Origin of the sequence: Micromonospora sp. NPDC048986, from assembly GCF_040649335.1 — a bacterium.
In the GTDB taxonomy this organism is placed as follows: Bacteria; Actinomycetota; Actinomycetes; order Mycobacteriales; family Micromonosporaceae; genus Micromonospora; species Micromonospora alfalfae.
The window spans coordinates 212421-228946 of sequence record NZ_JBEZFJ010000006.1 but is presented as its reverse complement, the minus strand read 5'-3'; the positions used below and the strand labels follow the sequence as shown (position 1 = coordinate 228946).

The following is a 16526-nucleotide window of genomic DNA, read 5'->3' as shown; positions in this document are numbered from 1 at the left end:
GCCGATGACCGACAGCTCAGCCACGGTACGTCCAGATCGGCACGCCGAACTCGCGGCCGGTCTGGCCCAGGTTCGCTCCCGGGTCGACGACGCCTGCGCGCAGGCCGGCCGGGATCGAGCCGAGGTGACCATGATCGCGGTGACGAAGACCTACCCGGCCAGCGACGTGTTGGCGCTGGCCGGGCTCGGGGTGACCGACATGGGGGAGAACCGCGACCAGGAGGCAGCCGGCAAGGCCGCCGAGGTGGCTGCCGCCGGGGTGCGTCCCCGCTGGCACTTCATCGGCCAGTTGCAGCGCAACAAGGCCCGCTCGGTGGTCCGCTACGCCGACGTGGTGCACTCCGTCGACAGTGTCCGGCTGGCCCGGGCGTTGGCCAGTGCGACTGCCGACCGGCAGGAGCCGCTCGACGCTCTGGTCCAGGTGAGCATCGACGGCGACGCCGCGCGGGGTGGTGCACTGCCCGGTTCGGCGGATCCGGCGGTCGGTCTGGAGCCGGTGGCCGAGGCGGTGGCCGACGCGCCGGGGTTGCGTCTGGTCGGTCTCATGGCGGTCGCTCCGCTGGGGTGGGAGCCGGAGCGGGCGTTCGCCCGGCTCGCGGAGGTCGCCGACGCGTTTCGGGCTGTCCATCCGGGAGCTACCGCGCTGTCCGCCGGTATGAGCGGAGATTTCGAAATCGCGATCCGTTACGGCGCGACACATGTCCGCGTCGGTAGCGCGTTGCTCGGAATGCGTCCCACGCTGCGGTAGCCTGACCGCGAGACAAGCAAATTACATCAGTGTTGTTTCAGGGGCGGGCGTCTCCTTAGTCGGGGGTCGTGGCGCGCGACGCGAATCGCGCGCCGGGGGGATTGCCGTTCCGGTCCGGTGGGCATGGTTGTCCACTCGCGACGGGCGACATGGCACGGGGGCGCGTGCCGCACGGCGGACGGAAGGGCGCGGGATGGGTGCACTGCGCAAGGCGGGGGTCTGGCTCGGTCTGGTCGAAGAAGACGACGAGCGGGCCTACGACGACGGTGGCTACGACAAGGGTGGCTACCGCGACTCGCGTTACCGGCAGAGCCGGTACGCCGAGGAGTTCGCCGACGACGACGAGGACGACGCCGAGGAGCCGCCGGCTCCCCGGCCGCGCGACAGCGGGCGGGGTCGACTCTCCGAGCGGTCGAGCGGGCGGTTGAGCGAGTCCGAGCGTGGTGACGGTGAGCGGCCGGAGCGGATCGAGCGGTCCAGTGTCCGGTCGATCACCCGGTCGTCGGCGGGCGAGACCTCCGGTGCGCTGACCTACCACACGCGGGACAACCTGGCCCTCGCGCCGCAGGTCACGTCGCGCGAGCGGGCTCTGCCCGAGGAGGAGCAGCGTTACCAGATCACCACGCTGCACCCCACCACCTACCGGGAGGCGCGCACCATCGGTGAGCACTTCCGCGACGGCGTCCCGGTGATCATCAATCTCACCGAGATGGATGAGGCCGATGCCCGCCGTCTGGTGGACTTCGCCGCCGGACTGGCGTTCGGCCTGCGCGGTACGATCGAGCGCGTGACCAATCGGGTGTTCCTGCTCTCACCGGCTAACGTCCAGGTCACCGCTGAGGACAAAGCCAAGATCGCTGAGGGCGGCTTTTTCAGTCTGAGTTGATCCCGCCCGACCCGAGGGACGTCGCTGACCGTGTTGTCGATCTTACTGCAAGTGTTGTACCTGATCCTTTATGTCTTCCTGCTCCTTCTTCTGTCCCGGTTCGTGTTGAGCGCCGTCCTGCAGTACGGCCGTCGCTGGCAACCGGGGCGTGGAGCATCGGCAGGATTGGAATCCGTGTGGAGCGTCACTGATCCCCCTCTCAACACGTTGAGGCGTGTGATCCCTCCGCTGCGAATTGGTACCGTGAGCATCGACCTGGCCTCCCTTGTGCTCCTGGTTATCCTGTTCGTGCTGATGGAGTTCGTGTTAGGGCCGTCGATCAGGGCATCTGCCTGATGACCGACGCGCTTTCGCGGCCGCAACTGACCCGAGGAGTTTCGATGCCGCTGACCCCGGCCGACGTCCACAACGTCGCCTTCAAAAAGCCGCCGATCGGCAAACGGGGGTATGACGAGGAGGAGGTCGACGCCTTCCTTGACGAGGTCGAGCGCGAGCTCGCCCGTCTCATCGAGGAGAACAACGAGCTGCGCGCCCAGGTGGAGCGCGGCGGCCGTGGCGGTGCCCCCGCCGGCCCCGGCGGCGACGCCCGACTGGCGGCGGAGCTCAACGATGTCAAGGCCCAACTGGACCGGGTGCAGCGCGACAAGTCGGCGGCCGAGCAGGCTGCCCGCGCGATGCAGGCCGAGCTGGAGCAGGTCCGCGCGACCGGCGGCCCGGCCGGCGGCGTCACCGGTGACGGTGAGCAGCAGGCCCTGCGCGTGCTGATGATGGCCCAGCGCACCGCCGACGACCACGTGTCCGACGCTCGCCGCGAGGCCGACCAGCTGCTGTCCGAGGCTCGCAGCAAGGCCGAGGAGGTGACCCGGGAGGCGCGCGCCAAGGCTGACGCCCTTGAGCGGGACGCCCGCCAGCGGCACCAGGAGGCCATGGGCGGCCTGGACGCCAAGCGCACGGCGCTGCAGAAGCACATCGAGGAGCTCAAGCAGTTCGAGCGCGAGTACCGCACCCGGCTCAAGGCGTACCTGGAGAGCCAGCTGCGTGACCTCGACGGTCGTGGCCAGGGCCTCGAGGCCGAGATGACCCGCTCCGAAGCCGGCCGGGTCGCTGGCGGCAACGGGCTGGCCGCAGCGGGTCTCGCTGGTTCGTATGGCGGCGGCGGGCGCTCCGGCGCCCTCGAAGCCGGACGCTGAGCACCGGCCGGCGATCGCTGTCCGCCAATGGTGACGGTCGCCGGCCTGGCCTGGACGGTTCGACGCGGCGGGGGTGAGCCGTGATAGTCGCAAGTCTTCTGCTCATCCTCGTCGCGGTGGCGCTACTGGTGCTCGGCCTGGCCGGTGGCTCCAGCTTCTTGTTGGTCATCTCCATCGCGGCCAGTCTGCTGGCCGCCGTGGCGTTGGTGGTGGGCGCCCGCCAGGCAGCCGCCAACCGCGCCATGGCGGATCCCGGCCGGACCGACCGGCGGCACCCCGACGCGCCCCGCACGGCCAGCCAGGCCACACCGGGTGTCGCGTACGGGCCGCCGCTGGTCGAGCCGGAGGTGCCGGTCCAGCACGTGCCCACGACGTTTGGTACCGGCGGCACCGGGTGGCGGCAACCACCCGAGCCGCCGGTCGACCATGCGCCGCCGGTCGATGAGATGTCGCCGGTCGACGCGTCGCACGTCGATGACGCGTCGCCGTTGGTGGGTGCGGCGGACGAGGCGCCCGCGCGGGCCCGGCCGGTCAGCCCGGCGTCGCCGATGGACGACGTGTTCGACCCCGCGGTCGCGGCTGTCGACGAGCCGGCCGCCCAGCAGATCACGGCCGCCGAGGCGGCCCGGGTGGCCCGACTGCTCGACGCCGTCGAGGTCGTCGACGGCCGCCCCCGTTACCACCTGGACGGCTGCCCCCACCTGATCGGCTGGCAGCCCGAGACGTTGCCGGTCGCCGAGGCCGTGGACCTCGGCTTCACCCCGTGCGCGCACTGCGCGCCGGCGACCGCTCTCCTCGCCGACGCCCGGCCGATCTGAAGCGGCGCCGGTGCCCGCACAGGACACGCTCACCGTGGCGGTACGGGTGAAGCCCGGCGCCTCGCGGGACCGGGTGGGTGGCCGCTTCGACGGCCCGCACGGGCCCGCGCTCGTGATCGCGGTCCACGACCCGGCCGTCGACGGTCGGGCCACCGAGGCCGCCCGGCGGGCGTTGGCCGGCGCGTTGGGCGTCCGACCTGCCGTCGTGTCACTGCGTGCCGGCGCGGCCAGTCGGGACAAGCTCTTCCTCGTCGACCGGCCCGGCCCGGAGCTGCCCGAGGTGCTGCGCCGTCTGCGCGACGGATCCGTCGAGTGAGGACAGCCCAGGCAAGGCAGCCGTGACGCCCGGGTTGGATATCGCGCTGCTGCTCGGTGCGGCAGTGCTGTTGGTCGCTGTCGGCGCGGTGCGATTCTCCACCAGGCTCGGCGTGCCCAGCCTCCTGGTCTACCTGGCTCTCGGTGTGGCGATCGGCGAGAACGGGTTGGGCATCCGTTTCGACGATGTCGAGCTGACCCGGACCCTCGGCTTCTGCGCGCTGATCGTGATCATCGCGGAGGGCGGGCTCACCGCCCGGTGGACCACGCTGCGCCCGGTGCTCGGGCTGGCCTCCGCGCTCTCCACTGTCGGCGTGATCGTCAGCATCGCGGTGGTCGGCGTGGCGGTGCACCTGCTGCTGGGGCTGGACTGGCGGATGGCGCTGCTCTACGGCGCTGTGCTCTCGTCCACCGACGCGGCGGCCGTCTTCGCCACCCTGCGCCGGCTGCGGTTGCCGCCCCGGCTGGTGGCGACACTGGAGGCCGAGTCGGGGATGAACGACGCCCCGGTGGTGCTGCTGGTGGTGCTGCTGTCCCACAGGGGTTTCGCGCATCCGTGGTGGTACGAGGTCGCGCTGGTCTGTTACGAGCTGGGCGTCGGTGCGGCGGTGGGGGTGGCCGCCGGCGTCGCCGGCACCTGGGCGCTGCGCCGGGCCGCGCTGCCCTCGGCCGGGCTCTACCCGATCGCCGCGGTGGGCATCACAGTGCTGGCGTACGCCGCGGGGGCTGTTCTGCACGCCTCGGGCTTCCTCGCCGTCTATGTGGCAGGGGTGTTGCTGGGCAATGCCCGCCTGTCGCACCGGCAGGCGATTCTCGGTTTCGCGGACGGGCTGGCCTGGCTCGCCCAGATCGGGTTGTTCGTGCTGCTCGGGTTGCTGGTCTCGCCGGGCCGGCTGGACGCGGCGGTACTGCCCGCGGTGGTCGCCGGGCTGGCTCTGGTGCTCCTGGCCCGGCCGCTGTCGGTGGCTGTCTCGGCGGTGCCGTTCCGGGTCGGGCTTCGAGAACAGGCGTTCCTGTCCTGGGCGGGGCTGCGCGGTGCGGTGCCGATCGTGCTGGCCACCATTCCGCTGTCCGAGCGGGTGCCCGGCGCGGAGCGCCTCTTCGACGTGGTCTTCGTGCTGGTGGTGATCTTCACGCTGGTGCAGACCGGGACGCTGGGGCCGTTCGCCCGCCGGTTGCGGGTGACCGCGCCGGCCGAGGCCGCCGAGATCCACGTGGAGACCGCGCCGCTGGAGCGAATGCGGGCGGACCTGCTCCAGGTGGAGGTGCCACCGGGCTCACGACTGGCCGGCGTGCACGTCGACGAGCTGCGCCTTCCGTTGGGCGCGTCGGTGACCCTTGTGCTGCGCGACGGCGTGGGTTTCGTGCCCGCACCCGACACCCGGTTGAAGACCGGCGACAGTCTGCTGATCGTGGCGACCGCGGGGGTGCGGGACGCGGCGGAACGGCGGTTGCGGGCGGTCAGCCGGCGGGGTCGTCTGGCCCGATGGTTTGGTGAGTACGGGGATGAGGTGCCCAATTGATCTGCTAGCGTTCCCTTTGCCCCAGTTAGGCAGGGCTAGGGGCTGTTAGACGGTGCGACGGTGCGGCACGTTGTCGGACGCCTGTACGTTCCGTATTCTTGCCAACCTCCGGAGTGCGCGGCCATCGTCGCCGTGCGCCCCTTTTCGTACATAGGGGACGCCCTGGTCGGCGCCCCCTGTCCAGGCGCCGCGGACCGCGCGGTTCCCCGGCCGAGGGAGCGACCCATGGCGAAGCCATCCGACACCAGGACCGCCGGGCGCAAGCCGGCGGCGAAGGCCACCCGTAGCACGGCGGAGACCGAGAAGATCCGGGCGGCGCTGGCGGCGCGGCGGGACGAGCTTCGTGCCGAGTACGATCAGACGCTGAGTGAGATCACCGAGCTGCAGCGCGATCGGCTGACCGACTCGGCCGGGGACGACCAGGCCGACACGGGCACCAAGACGCTCGAGCGGGAGCAGGAGATCTCTCTCGCCAACAGCATTCTGGAACGGATCACGCAGGTGGAGCGCGCTCTGGAGCGTCTCGACGAGGGTGGTTACGGCTGGTGCGAGCGGTGCGGCAACCCGATCCCGGTCGAGCGCCTCGCCGCCTTCCCGTCGGCCACCCTGTGTGTGACGTGCAAGCAGCTGGAGGAGCGGCGCTGAGGTCCGTTCCCCGGCGGCGATGAGACGGTGAGCGATCACCGCCAAGACTGTCGATGGGGAGCGCATGACCGCAGTACCGTCCGCCGAACCCGGCCGCACCGATCCGGGCGGCGGCACCCGCCGGCCCCGGGCAGTCGCGATTCTCGCCGGAGTCGCCCTGGTGGCCCTGCTGGCCGACCTGGTCACCAAGCACCTCGCGCTCGCCGCGCTGACCGACCGGGAGCCGGTCCGGCTGCTCGGTGGGTTCGTCTACCTGAGCCTGACCCGCAACAGCGGTGCGGCCTGGAGCATCGGCGCGGACCACACCTGGGTCTTCCCACTGATCACCATCGGTGTGGTCGGTTGGATCGTCTGGATGGCACTGCGGCTGCGCTCGCTGCCCTGGGCGGTCTCGCTCGGCCTGGTTCTCGGTGGCGCGTTGGGCAACCTCGTCGACCGGATCTTCCGGGCGCCGTCCCCGTTCCACGGGCACGTCGTCGACATGATCAGCCTCTTCGACCCGTACGGTCAGGTCTGGCCGGTGTTCAACCTTGCCGACAGTTCACTGGTCTGTGGCGTGCTGCTGGCCGTCCTGTTGGAGTTGACCGGCCGCCAGCGTGACGGCCGGCGGGCGGGGCGCGACGGCGACCCGGCCACGACGGACTCCGCCGCGTCGGGCGCCGAGCAGCGGGAGCGGGCATGACCTCGGCATTCGCCGCTGGCGGCGACCACCGTTCCCTTCCGGTTCCGGACGGCCTCGACGGCATGCGCCTGGACCAGGCCGTGTCCCGCCTGTTCGGGCTGTCCCGCACCGCCGCCGCGGCCCTGGTCGACGCCGGGGACGCGCTGGTCGACGGCTCCGCCCGGGCCAACTCGCACAAGGTCAAGGCCGGCTCCTGGCTGGACGTCACGCTGCCCGCCCCTGTCGCACCGCCGACAGTGGTGCCGCAGGCGGTGCCCGGCCTGCGGGTCGTCTACGCCGACGACGACATCGTCGTGGTCGACAAGCCGGTCGGGGTGGCCGCGCACCCGAGCCCCGGGTGGACCGGGCCGACGGTGATCGGCGCGCTCGCCGCGATCGGGCACCGCATCTCCACCAGCGGCGCCGCCGAACGCCAGGGCGTGGTGCACCGGCTCGACGTGGGCACCACCGGGATCATGGTGGTGGCCAAGAGCGAGCAGGCGTACACGGCGTTGAAGCGGGCCTTCAAGTACCGCGAGGTCGACAAGGGCTACCACGCGGTGGTGCAGGGTCACCTGGACCCGCTGCGGGGCACCGTCGACGCGCCGATCGACAGGCACCCCACCCACGACTACCGCTGGGCGGTGGTGTCCGGCGGCAAGCCGAGCATCACCCACTACGACACCCTCGAGGCGTTCCCGGCGGCGAGCCTGGTCGACGTCCGGCTGGAGACCGGCCGGACCCACCAGATCCGGGTGCACTTCTCCACCCTGCGACACCCCTGTGTGGGTGACCTCACCTACGGCGCGGATCCCACCCTCTCGGCCCGTCTCGGCCTGGCCCGACAGTGGCTGCACGCCCGCGAACTGAGCTTTTTGCACCCCCGAACGGGGGACGAGGTCCGGTTCGTCAGCGACTACCCTGACGACCTGGACCGTGCGCTTCAGATCCTGCGTGACTGAGCGGCGACCGCCCGACACCGTTCCACAGAGGGGATCCCGCCCGTGCGCGCCGGCAACCTGCTGCGGCAGCTGGACCAGCGGTTGCTGCCGCCGCTGACCCGGACCGTGGCCCGCCTCGGCGACCGGTCGGCGCGCTCCGGCGTGCTCAGTTGGGCCGCGGTGCTCTCCGCGGCGGCGGTGTTGGGCACCGCCGTCTGGGCCGTCGACGACACTCCGGTCGGCGACCGGACGGTCGGCGAGGTGACCCGGGTCGGCGTTGCCGACGGCGACTCCGTCCCCGGCTACCTGCGGTCCGCCGCGGCCGACCTGGCCGCGCTGCCCGCGTCCGCCCCGGCCGCCGAGGGCGGGACGTACGCGCTGGTCACGCTCGACACGTACCTGCCTCCGCAGCGGCTGGCGACGGTGCTCGGCGACGTCGGCGTCTCGACGGTCTTCGGGCGGGTTCCGCTGCCCGGCCGGCAGACCGAGATCGTCAAGATCCCCGCGCTGCGGGTGCCGGACGACGTGGTGGCCGGGATGGAACAGGTGGCGGCCCGCAAGGAGGCCGAGGCCGCCGACTACCGGGCCAGGGCCGCCGCTGTGGACGGCGACGGGGTGGGCGAGCGGGAGTTGCGGGAGCAGTACGCCAGCGGCGCCGAGGTGGCCGCCGCCGAGGCGGTCGCGTACCGCACCGGCTGCGCCTGCGTCTACGCGGCGGTGGTTCGCGCGACGCCGGTGGCGCTGCGCGGTGTCGCGGCCCGGCCGGATGTACGGGCGGTCGACCCGGCCCCCGAGGTGTACCGGCTGGACCGGACGGTCTTCACGCCGCCCCTGCCCGAGCAGCGCGACGTGGTGCGCCCGCCGGCCGACACCGGGCCGAGCCCGGTACCGACCCGGTCCGAGCCGCCAGCGCCGATGATCAGCGCACCGGCGCCGTCGACCCCCGTGGGCGAATCGTCGGAACCCGCACCAGTCGTGACGATTCCGTCACCCGAACCGTCGACGCCGGAGCCCGCCGAGTCGGCGCCGCCGAGCGTCACCACCTCGCCGGACGCCGCCCTCACCGAGCCGTTGCCGCCATCGCCGTCGTCGTGATCTGCGCCGGCTGGTGTGCGCTCTGAGGTGTGGTCCGAATAGGGTTGGGTTCGTAGCCTGTCAGACAGAGATCGATGGCGCTGGGAGGGCGGGCCGTGGAGGGCAGTGAGACCGGCTGGGGCCGGCCGGCCGAACCAGCGCCGCGGTGGCGCGCGCTGTTGGACCGTGCCCGGCTGGGCGGTCGCGGCGCGGAGCAGACCGAGCCGGAGCGGCGCGGCGAGGAACCGCCGCCGGACCCGCTGCCACGACGTGCGGCCCCCAACGGCTACGCCGGGCGGGCACCCGCCATCGGGCATCCGGCCGACCTGTCGTACGGCGCGGAGCCTGGTTACCGGGCTGAGGCGACCTACCGGGTCGACCCCGCGTACCGGGCCGAGCCGGACTACCGGGCCGAGCCCGCGTACCGCACCGAGCCGGGTTATCGGGCCGAGCCGGACTATCGAGCCGAGCCGGCGTACCGGACCGGGCAGCCGGACTACCGCGCCGAGCCCGGTTACCGGGCCGAGCCGGGCTACCGCGCCGAACCGGGCTACCGGGCCGAACCGGACTACCCCGCCACGCCCGGCTACCGGGCCGAGCCCGACTACCGGGCGGACCCGGGTTATCGGGCCGAGCCGGGTTATCGGGCCGAGCCCGACTACCGGGCCGAGCCGACCTACCGGGCCGAGCCCGAGCCACCGGCACGCGGCCCCGACCCGGTCCCGTCGCGCTACGCGTTGCTGGACAACGGCTACCGGCCGGGCGACCCGCCGGTGGAGTCGCGGTACGCCCTGCTGGAGACCGGCTACCAGCCGGAGACCGGCTACCCGGCCGCCCCGCCACCGCCGGTCGCCCCGCCGCCCGTGCCGCCGGTCGCCGTGCCGGTCACGCCGCCCGTTCCGCCACCACCCGCCCCGGCGGTCGGCTCGGCGGTCGCCGAACGCGCCTACCCGCCCCGGATCGAATGGCGCCCACCGGCCGTCGACCAGGAGCAGGAGCGCGCCAACGGGGTGCTCCAACGGGACCTGGGCACGCCCCGGGTGTTCGCCTTCGCCAACCCCAAGGGCGGGGTGCACAAGACGACCGCCACAGTGCTCGCCGCGGCGACGGTCGGCAGCGTCCGTGGCAAGGGCGTGCTGGCCTGGGACGACAACGAGCTGCGCGGCACCCTCGGCCTGCGCGCCGGCAGCGCCCGGCACGCCCGGACGATCCGGCACCTGATCAGCGACCTGGCCCAGATCGAGATCCTGGAAGACGCGACCCTGCTGGACCGCCTTGACGACTACCTGCGGCACGCCTCCGACGGCTCGTACGACGTGCTGGCCGGCGAGGAGAGCCCACGCTTCGCCCAGCGACTGGACCAGTTCACCGTCCGACGGGTGCTGGAGCTGCTGCGGCGCACCCACGACGTGGTCTGCGTGGACACCGGCAACAACGTGGAGAGCCCCAACTGGCGCACTGTGATGCAGGCCGCCGACCAACTGGTGGTGACCACTGTGCCCCGGGAGGACGCGGCGTTCAGCGCGGACTGGATGCTCGACCTGCTGCACGAGGAGGGCATGGGCGAGTTGGCGGACAACGCGATCACCCTCATCTCCTGCCCGACCCCCGGTCGCTCGACGCTCCAGGACGACCTGGAGCGGCACTTCGCCACGCGTACCCGGGGCGTGGCCGTCGTGCCGTACGACCCGGCTCTGGAGACCGGGTCGTCCATCGAGTACCACCAGCTCCAACCGGAGACCCGGCAGGCGTGGCTGCGGGCCGCGGCGATGATGGTGGAGCCGTTCGCCCGGTGAGCTGGTCTGCCGCCACCGGAGCCCCGGCCGCGCACCGGGCCTGAGAGGATCATCGGGTGAGCCCGGACAACCCCGACCGTGAGCGGCCCGTCGACGAGCCCGACCAATCCGCGCCGCCCGGTACGCCGGACGCGAGACCGCCGGAGGTCGACCCGCCGGCCGCGACGACGCCCGGCGGGTTCGGTCCGGGCCGCCTGCCGGACTCGGCGGCGTACCAGAGCTTGTTGGAGCTTCGGTTCGACGAGCCGCGTCGCCCGTTGCGTGCCCTGGCGACGGTGCTGGGCACCGTGCTCGCGCTGGCCGTGTCGGGTGTTCCGCTCGGGCTGCTCTGGGCCGCGCTCGCGCCGGACACCCCGGTGCTCAAGACCGCCGAGGGGGCGATCTACGCCGAGCCGCAACCGGAGCAGCCGATCGCCGCCGACGGCTGGTTCAGCCTGCTCGGGCTCGCCTTCGGGCTGCTCGTGGCGTTCGCCCTGTGGTTCGTGCTGCGTCGACGGCGCGGCCCGGTCGGGTTGCTCGCCGCGGTGCTCGGCACCCTGGTCGCCGCGCCGGTGGCCTGGCAGGTGGGACGGCGGATCGGCCTGGCCACCTTCGACCGGCTGCTGGCGACCGCCCCGGTCGGGCAGGCCTTCAGCAAACCCGCCGACCTGCGGGCGGGTGGGGTGGACTGGCTGCTCGGCGTGCTGCCGGTGCCGCACGGCAACCTGCTGCTGCCGGCGTTCGGGGCCGCTGTCATGTACACACTGCTGGCCGGTTGGTCGCGGTGGCCGGGGCTGCGCCCGGAGCCCGAGCCGGGGGAGTTCAGTTGGGTGTCGGCGGGGACGCCAGCTCCGACAGCGGCACCGGAACCGCCCGCACCTGACGCAGCAGAGCCGCCTCGCGGTTGAGCAACCGCAGCTCGGCGCGGAGCCGGGAGGCGGTGTCGTCGATCGCCAGCAGCCGTTGCCGGTCGTCGACGGTGAGCGCCGCGGTCGCCGCCACCAGGTGCGAGAGCACTGTCGGGTCCTCCGGCAACTGCTCGGAGATCTCCTCCGGGTCGGAGCGGATCAGGCCGAGGTACTGCCGGAACACAGCGATCACCCGGGCGGCCAGCAGATCGGCCACCTCGTCCGGGCCGCCCGGGTCGGGCAGCCACTCGACGTCGGCGGTCAGGTAGGGCTCGGCGCTGTCGTCGATGTCGGCGATCCGGAATCGACGCCGCCCGACAGTGACGATGTCGAAACCACCGTCGGTCAACTCGGTCACCTGGCGCAGCTCGGCGGTGCAGCCCACCTCGTGCAGCGTCACCTCGCCGACGCTCGATCCGGCCGGGGCGCCGGCGGGACCGGCGGGCGCGACTTCCCAGCCGGCCTGGATGGCCACCACGCCGAACTCGCGTGGGGCACCGTCGGGCAGGCCGACCAGGTGCCGGACCAGCGCCCGGTAGCGCTCCTCGAAGATGTGCAGCGGCAGCACCAACCCGGGAAAGAGCACCGTTGCGAGCGGGAAAACCGGCAGCCGTGCGGTCACATGGTCGAGCCTAACCAATCCCGCCCCCGGGGGCGTGGCCCGGCTCACCGTCCCGGCGGACGGGCGGCTCGGGTGGACGTCGGGCCGGCCGCCTAGACTCGCAAGGGTGCTGAATCGGATCGACCTGCGCGACGGTCTCGGTGACCCGCGCCGCCTGCTGCCCCGTGCCCAGCTCGACGTGTCCGTCGCCGTCGAGCGCATCCGGCCCCTGGTGGAGGCGGTCCGTGAGCATGGGTACCCAGCGATCCGGGAGGCCAGCGCTCGGTTCGACGGCATCTCCCCGGAGGTGCTGCGGGTGCCGGTCGAGGCGATCACCGAGGCGGAGGGGGTGCTCGACCCGGCGGTGCGTGCCGCGCTGCTGGAGTCCATCGCCCGGGCCCGTCGGGTGCACGATGATCAGCGGCGCACCGACCACACCACGACTGTGGTGCCCGGCGGCACTGTCACCGAGCGATGGCTGCCGGTCGACCGGGTCGGCCTCTACGTGCCCGGTGGCCTGGCGATGTACCCGTCGACCGTGGTGATGAACGTGGTGCCCGCCCAGGCGGCCGGGGTGCGCTCGCTGGTGGTGGTCAGCCCGCCGCAGAAGGACAACGGCGGCCTGCCCGATCCCCGGGTGCTCGCCGCGTGCGCGCTGCTCGGCGTCGACGAGGTGTACGCGGTGGGCGGGGCCCAGGCGGTGGCGATGCTGGCGTACGGCGCGGCGGTGGACCCGGCGGGTGAGCTGCGATGCGACCCCGTCGACCTGATCACCGGCCCGGGCAACATCTGGGTGACCGCCGCCAAGCGGCTGCTGCGCGGCGTGGTCGGCATCGACGCCGAGGCCGGGCCGACCGAGATCGCCATCCTGGCCGACGACACCGCCGACCCGGCGCACGTGGCCGCCGACCTGATCAGTCAGGCCGAGCACGACCCGCTCGCGGCGAGCGTGCTGGTCACCCCGTCGGTGGCGTTGGTCGAGGCGGTCGAGGCGGAGTTGGCCCGGCAGGTGCCGGCGACCAAGCACACCGAACGGGTCACCACGGCGCTGACCGGTGAGCAGAGCGGCGTGGTCCTGGTCGACGACCTCGAGGCGGGGCTGCGGGTGGTCGACGCGTACGCGGCCGAGCACCTGGAGATCCAGACGGTGGACGCCCGGGAGTGGGCGCTGCGGGTCCGCAACGCCGGGGCGATCTTCGTGGGCGCCTGGTCGCCGGTGTCGCTCGGTGACTACTGCGCCGGCTCCAACCACGTGTTGCCCACCGGCGGCTGCGCCCGGCACTCCTCCGGCCTGTCCGTGCAGTCCTTCCTGCGCGGCGTGCACCTGATCGAATACAGCGAGGCCGCGCTGCGCGACGTGGCCCCGCACGTGGTCACCCTGGCCAACGTGGAGGACCTGCCCGCGCACGGCCAGGCGGTCCAGGCCCGTTTCCCGGGAGGGTCGGCGTGAGCGCGCGCACCAGCCGGCGTGGGCGTCCGGTGCCTCCGGCCGGGGTCTCGCGAAACGGGGTGGCGGCGTGACCAGCCTGGAAGAGCTGCCGATCCGGGCCGACCTGCGGGGGCTGTCGCCGTACGGGGCGCCGCAGTTGGACGTGCCGGTGCGGCTCAACACCAACGAGAATTCCCACCCGGTGCCGGACCCGGTGGTCGAGGCGATCGGCAAGGCGCTCGCGGCCGAGCTGCGTGAGCTGAACCGCTACCCGGACCGCGACGCGGTGGCGCTCCGCGCCGACCTGGCCGAATATCTCGGGCACGGGCTCACTGTCGATGAGGTGTGGGCGGCCAACGGCTCCAACGAGATCCAGCAGCAGCTACTCCAGGCGTTCGGTGGGCCGGGGCGTACCGCGCTCGGCTTCGTTCCGGCGTACTCGATGCACCCGCTGCTGGCCCTCGGCACCGGCACCCGGTGGGTGCCCGCCGCGCGCGGCGTCGACTTCGGGTTGACCGCCGAAGAGGCGGTGGCCCAGGTCCGCGAGCACCAGCCGGACGTGGTCTTCCTCTGCTCGCCGAACAACCCCACCGGCACCGCACTGGACCCGGCGGTGATCGCCGCGGTGCTCGACGTCGCGCCCGGCATGGTGGTCGTCGACGAGGCGTACGCCGAGTTCGCCAGGCCCGGGACGGTCAGCGCCCTGGCGGTGCTGCCCGGCCACCCACGGCTGGTGGTCACCCGGACGATGAGCAAGGCTTTCGGCTTCGCCGGTGGTCGGCTGGGTTACCTGGCCGCCGACCCGGCGGTGGTGCGGGCGGTGCAGCTCGTCCGTTTGCCGTACCATCTCTCCGCGCTCACCCAGGCCGCCGCACGCGCGGCGGTGGCTCACCGCGACGCCCTTCTCGGTACGGTGAGCGCGATCATGGCGCAGCGGGACCGGATCGTGGCGACGCTGCGCGAGCGGGGGTTGCGGGTCGCTGACAGCGACGCCAACTTCGTGCTCTTCGAGGTGGGCGGCGACCAGACCATCGTCTGGAACGCCCTGCTGGCGCAGGGGGTGCTGGTCCGTGACGTCGGCCTGCCCGGCTGGCTGCGGGTGACCGCCGGCACCGCCGCCGAGACCGACGCCTTCCTTTCTGCAATGGAGACTTCGCAATGAGTCGGACCGCCCGGGTGGAACGGATCACCAAGGAGACCAAGGTCCTCGTCGAGATCGATCTCGACGGCACCGGTGCCGCCGAGATCAGCACCGGCGTCGGTTTCTACGACCACATGCTGCACCAGATCGCCCGGCACGGCGGCTTCGACCTGACCGTGCGCACGGTGGGTGACCTGGAGATCGACGCGCACCACACGATCGAGGACACCGCGCTGGCCCTGGGTGCGGCGTTCGACCAGGCGTTGGGCGACAAGGCCGGCATCCGGCGGTACGGTTCGGCGACCGTGCCGATGGACGAGGTGCTGGTCCGGGCCGCGGTGGACCTGTCCGGTCGGCCGTACGTGGTGCACGACGAGCCGGTGCTCGCCCCGTACATCGGGCCGGTGTACGCGACCAGCATGACCCGGCACATCTGGGAGTCCTTCGGTCAGGCGGCCCGGGTCACGCTGCACGTCGACGTGCTGCGGGCGGCCCGGCCCGGTGGTCACCCGGACGCGCACCACGTGGTGGAGGCGCAGTTCAAGGCGGTCTCCCGCGCGTTGCGCGAGGCCACCTCGATCGATCCGCGTTCCGCCGGAGCGATCCCGAGCACGAAGGGCGCGCTCTGATGAGCGCGAGGAGTGCAGCGCGGCCGAGCCCCGCAGTCACGAATGGAAGGTGGCTCTGATGGGTGCCGCGTTGCCGACGTTGCTGCTGATTCTGGCCGGGGTGCTGGTGGGCGGCACCTGGTCGCTCTACCGGCAGGGCGCGCCGAAGGCCGCCGTGCTGATCACCGCGGCGCTCGCGGTGCTCGCCACCGTCGCCGGGGTGCTGCGGCTGCTGCCGGAGAACGGGTGATCGGGGTGACGACATGAGTGACGTGGTGGTGCTCGACTACGGCTCGGGCAACCTGCGCTCGGCGGAGCGGGCGCTGGCCGCCGCCGGAGCGGACGTCCGGGTGACCGACGACCTGGCCGCGGCGGCTGCCGCCGATGGTCTGGTGGTGCCGGGTGTGGGCGCGTACGCGGCGTGCATGGCGGGGATCGAGGCGCTGGGCGCCGGCCCGGTGATCGCCGAACGGGTGGCTGCCGGCCGGCCGGTGCTCGGCATCTGCGTGGGCATGCAGGTGCTTTTCGAGCACGGCGACGAGCACGGCGTGGTGACCAAGGGGCTGGGGCTGCTTCCTGGCGGGGTGACCCGGCTGGCCGCCACCCGGTTGCCGCACATGGGCTGGAACACGGTCCGGGCTCCGCGGGAGTCGGTGCTGTTCGCCGGGTTGACCGAGCAGAGCCGGTTCTACTTCGTCCACTCGTACGCGATGGGAGACCCGGCGGCGCTGGTGGCTGCCGGTGCCACTGTGACCACCGCCCATCACGACACGGATTTCGTCGCGGCGGTGGAGCGGGGCTCGTTGTCGGCGGCCCAGTTCCACCCGGAGAAGTCCGCCGACACCGGTGCCGCGCTGCTGCGCAACTGGCTCGCCACGCTGCCCAGCGGTGACTGAGCGCCGTCGCGCGGTGCCCGAGCGGCGGGCGTCGCGGTGAGCCGGGAGCGCGCCCGCCGACGGGCGGAGCGGGAGGCGGAGCAGGCCCGGGAGCGGGCGGTCCGGCAGCGGCAGGTGGCCCGCCGGCAACGCCGCCGCGCGGTGGTCCGCAGTTTGACGCCGCGGCTGCGGCGGGGTCGCTCCGGGCGGCTGGCCCGGCACACTCGGGGTGAGCGGGCCGCGATCGTGCTGCTCACCGGCGCGGCGCTGCTCCTGATCTGGACGTTTGTCGACAACCTGGCGTTGCGTATCGCGCTGATCGTGCTCTTGCTGCTCGTACTGCCGGCGATCGTGGTGATCGCCCTGGACCGTCGTACCTGATCGAGGA

20 protein-coding genes are annotated in these 16526 nt (G+C 72.9%); 19 read left to right on the top strand and 1 reads right to left on the bottom strand.

Annotated features, from left to right (window positions below; all coding sequences use genetic code 11):
* Positions 1-4: 4 nt before the first annotated feature.
* From AB0B94_RS15080 to AB0B94_RS15020, 13 genes are all read left to right on the top strand, one after another.
* Positions 5-748 carry a YggS family pyridoxal phosphate-dependent enzyme gene (locus AB0B94_RS15080; protein WP_357277997.1) on the top strand — a complete coding sequence of 248 codons (744 nt, stop codon included), beginning with the start codon at positions 5-7 and terminating at the stop codon, positions 746-748.
* 193 nt (positions 749-941) lie between these two features.
* A complete protein-coding gene (gene sepF, locus AB0B94_RS15075) occupies positions 942-1634 on the top strand; it encodes a cell division protein SepF (RefSeq protein WP_238667380.1) in 693 nt (230 codons plus the stop codon).
* 30 nt (positions 1635-1664) lie between these two features.
* Positions 1665-1970, top strand: a complete 306-nt coding sequence (locus tag AB0B94_RS15070) for a YggT family protein (protein WP_238667379.1) — start codon at positions 1665-1667, stop codon at positions 1968-1970.
* 44 nt (positions 1971-2014) lie between these two features.
* The gene (locus tag AB0B94_RS15065) at positions 2015-2824 is read left to right on the top strand and encodes a DivIVA domain-containing protein (RefSeq protein ID WP_036411965.1); all 810 of its coding nucleotides are present in this window, start codon (positions 2015-2017) and stop codon (positions 2822-2824) included.
* A gap of 80 nt (positions 2825-2904) precedes the next feature.
* Positions 2905-3642 (top strand): hypothetical protein, encoded by a 738-nt coding sequence (locus AB0B94_RS15060; RefSeq protein WP_357277984.1) that lies wholly within the window; start codon positions 2905-2907, stop codon positions 3640-3642.
* 10 nt (positions 3643-3652) lie between these two features.
* Positions 3653-3958 carry a DUF167 domain-containing protein gene (locus AB0B94_RS15055; RefSeq protein ID WP_238667376.1) on the top strand — a complete coding sequence of 102 codons (306 nt, stop codon included), beginning with the start codon at positions 3653-3655 and terminating at the stop codon, positions 3956-3958.
* Between the two features lie 22 nt (positions 3959-3980).
* Positions 3981-5480, top strand: coding sequence for a potassium/proton antiporter (locus AB0B94_RS15050; RefSeq protein WP_357277977.1), 1500 nt, complete (start codon positions 3981-3983; stop codon positions 5478-5480).
* Between the two features lie 225 nt (positions 5481-5705).
* Positions 5706-6125 (top strand): TraR/DksA C4-type zinc finger protein, encoded by a 420-nt coding sequence (locus AB0B94_RS15045; RefSeq protein WP_124854350.1) that lies wholly within the window; start codon positions 5706-5708, stop codon positions 6123-6125.
* A 64-nt stretch (positions 6126-6189) separates the two neighbouring features.
* Positions 6190-6807 (top strand): signal peptidase II, encoded by a 618-nt coding sequence (gene lspA, locus AB0B94_RS15040; RefSeq protein ID WP_357277970.1) that lies wholly within the window; start codon positions 6190-6192, stop codon positions 6805-6807.
* Complete coding sequence (locus AB0B94_RS15035; RefSeq protein WP_357277965.1) at positions 6804-7748, top strand: RluA family pseudouridine synthase; 945 nt, start codon at positions 6804-6806, stop codon at positions 7746-7748. Before lspA ends, AB0B94_RS15035 begins: the two co-directional genes overlap by 4 nt.
* Positions 7749-7790: 42 nt before the next feature.
* The gene (locus AB0B94_RS15030) at positions 7791-8822 is read left to right on the top strand and encodes a hypothetical protein (protein ID WP_357277961.1); all 1032 of its coding nucleotides are present in this window, start codon (positions 7791-7793) and stop codon (positions 8820-8822) included.
* Between the two features lie 74 nt (positions 8823-8896).
* Positions 8897-10597, top strand: coding sequence for an AAA family ATPase (locus AB0B94_RS15025; protein WP_357277955.1), 1701 nt, complete (start codon positions 8897-8899; stop codon positions 10595-10597).
* A 56-nt stretch (positions 10598-10653) separates the two neighbouring features.
* Entirely contained in the window at positions 10654-11484 is an 831-nt protein-coding gene (locus AB0B94_RS15020; protein ID WP_357277952.1) for a DUF2567 domain-containing protein, read from the top strand.
* Here AB0B94_RS15020 and AB0B94_RS15015 read toward each other — a convergent pair.
* Entirely contained in the window at positions 11399-12106 is a 708-nt protein-coding gene (locus tag AB0B94_RS15015) for an LON peptidase substrate-binding domain-containing protein (protein WP_357277947.1), read from the bottom strand. The two genes, AB0B94_RS15020 and AB0B94_RS15015, sit on opposite strands and share 86 nt — an antisense overlap.
* Positions 12107-12212: 106 nt before the next feature.
* On the opposite strand from AB0B94_RS15015, the gene hisD reads away from it, so the two are divergent.
* From hisD to AB0B94_RS14985, 6 genes are all read left to right on the top strand, one after another.
* Entirely contained in the window at positions 12213-13535 is a 1323-nt protein-coding gene (gene hisD, locus AB0B94_RS15010; RefSeq protein WP_357277943.1) for a histidinol dehydrogenase, read from the top strand.
* Positions 13536-13602: 67 nt separating this feature from the next.
* Positions 13603-14676 (top strand): histidinol-phosphate transaminase, encoded by a 1074-nt coding sequence (locus AB0B94_RS15005; protein ID WP_357277940.1) that lies wholly within the window; start codon positions 13603-13605, stop codon positions 14674-14676.
* The gene (hisB, locus tag AB0B94_RS15000) at positions 14673-15284 is read left to right on the top strand and encodes an imidazoleglycerol-phosphate dehydratase HisB (RefSeq protein ID WP_030334475.1); all 612 of its coding nucleotides are present in this window, start codon (positions 14673-14675) and stop codon (positions 15282-15284) included. The genes AB0B94_RS15005 and hisB overlap by 4 nt, the downstream gene beginning before the upstream one ends.
* Before the next feature lie 58 nt (positions 15285-15342).
* Positions 15343-15513: a hypothetical protein gene (locus AB0B94_RS14995; RefSeq protein ID WP_167362522.1), complete on the top strand. Its 171-nt coding sequence runs from the start codon at positions 15343-15345 to the stop codon at positions 15511-15513.
* A 13-nt stretch (positions 15514-15526) separates the two neighbouring features.
* Positions 15527-16159 carry an imidazole glycerol phosphate synthase subunit HisH gene (gene hisH / locus AB0B94_RS14990; RefSeq protein ID WP_238667367.1) on the top strand — a complete coding sequence of 211 codons (633 nt, stop codon included), beginning with the start codon at positions 15527-15529 and terminating at the stop codon, positions 16157-16159.
* Positions 16160-16195: 36 nt separating this feature from the next.
* Entirely contained in the window at positions 16196-16519 is a 324-nt protein-coding gene (locus AB0B94_RS14985; RefSeq protein WP_238667366.1) for a hypothetical protein, read from the top strand.
* Positions 16520-16526 lie beyond the last annotated feature (7 nt).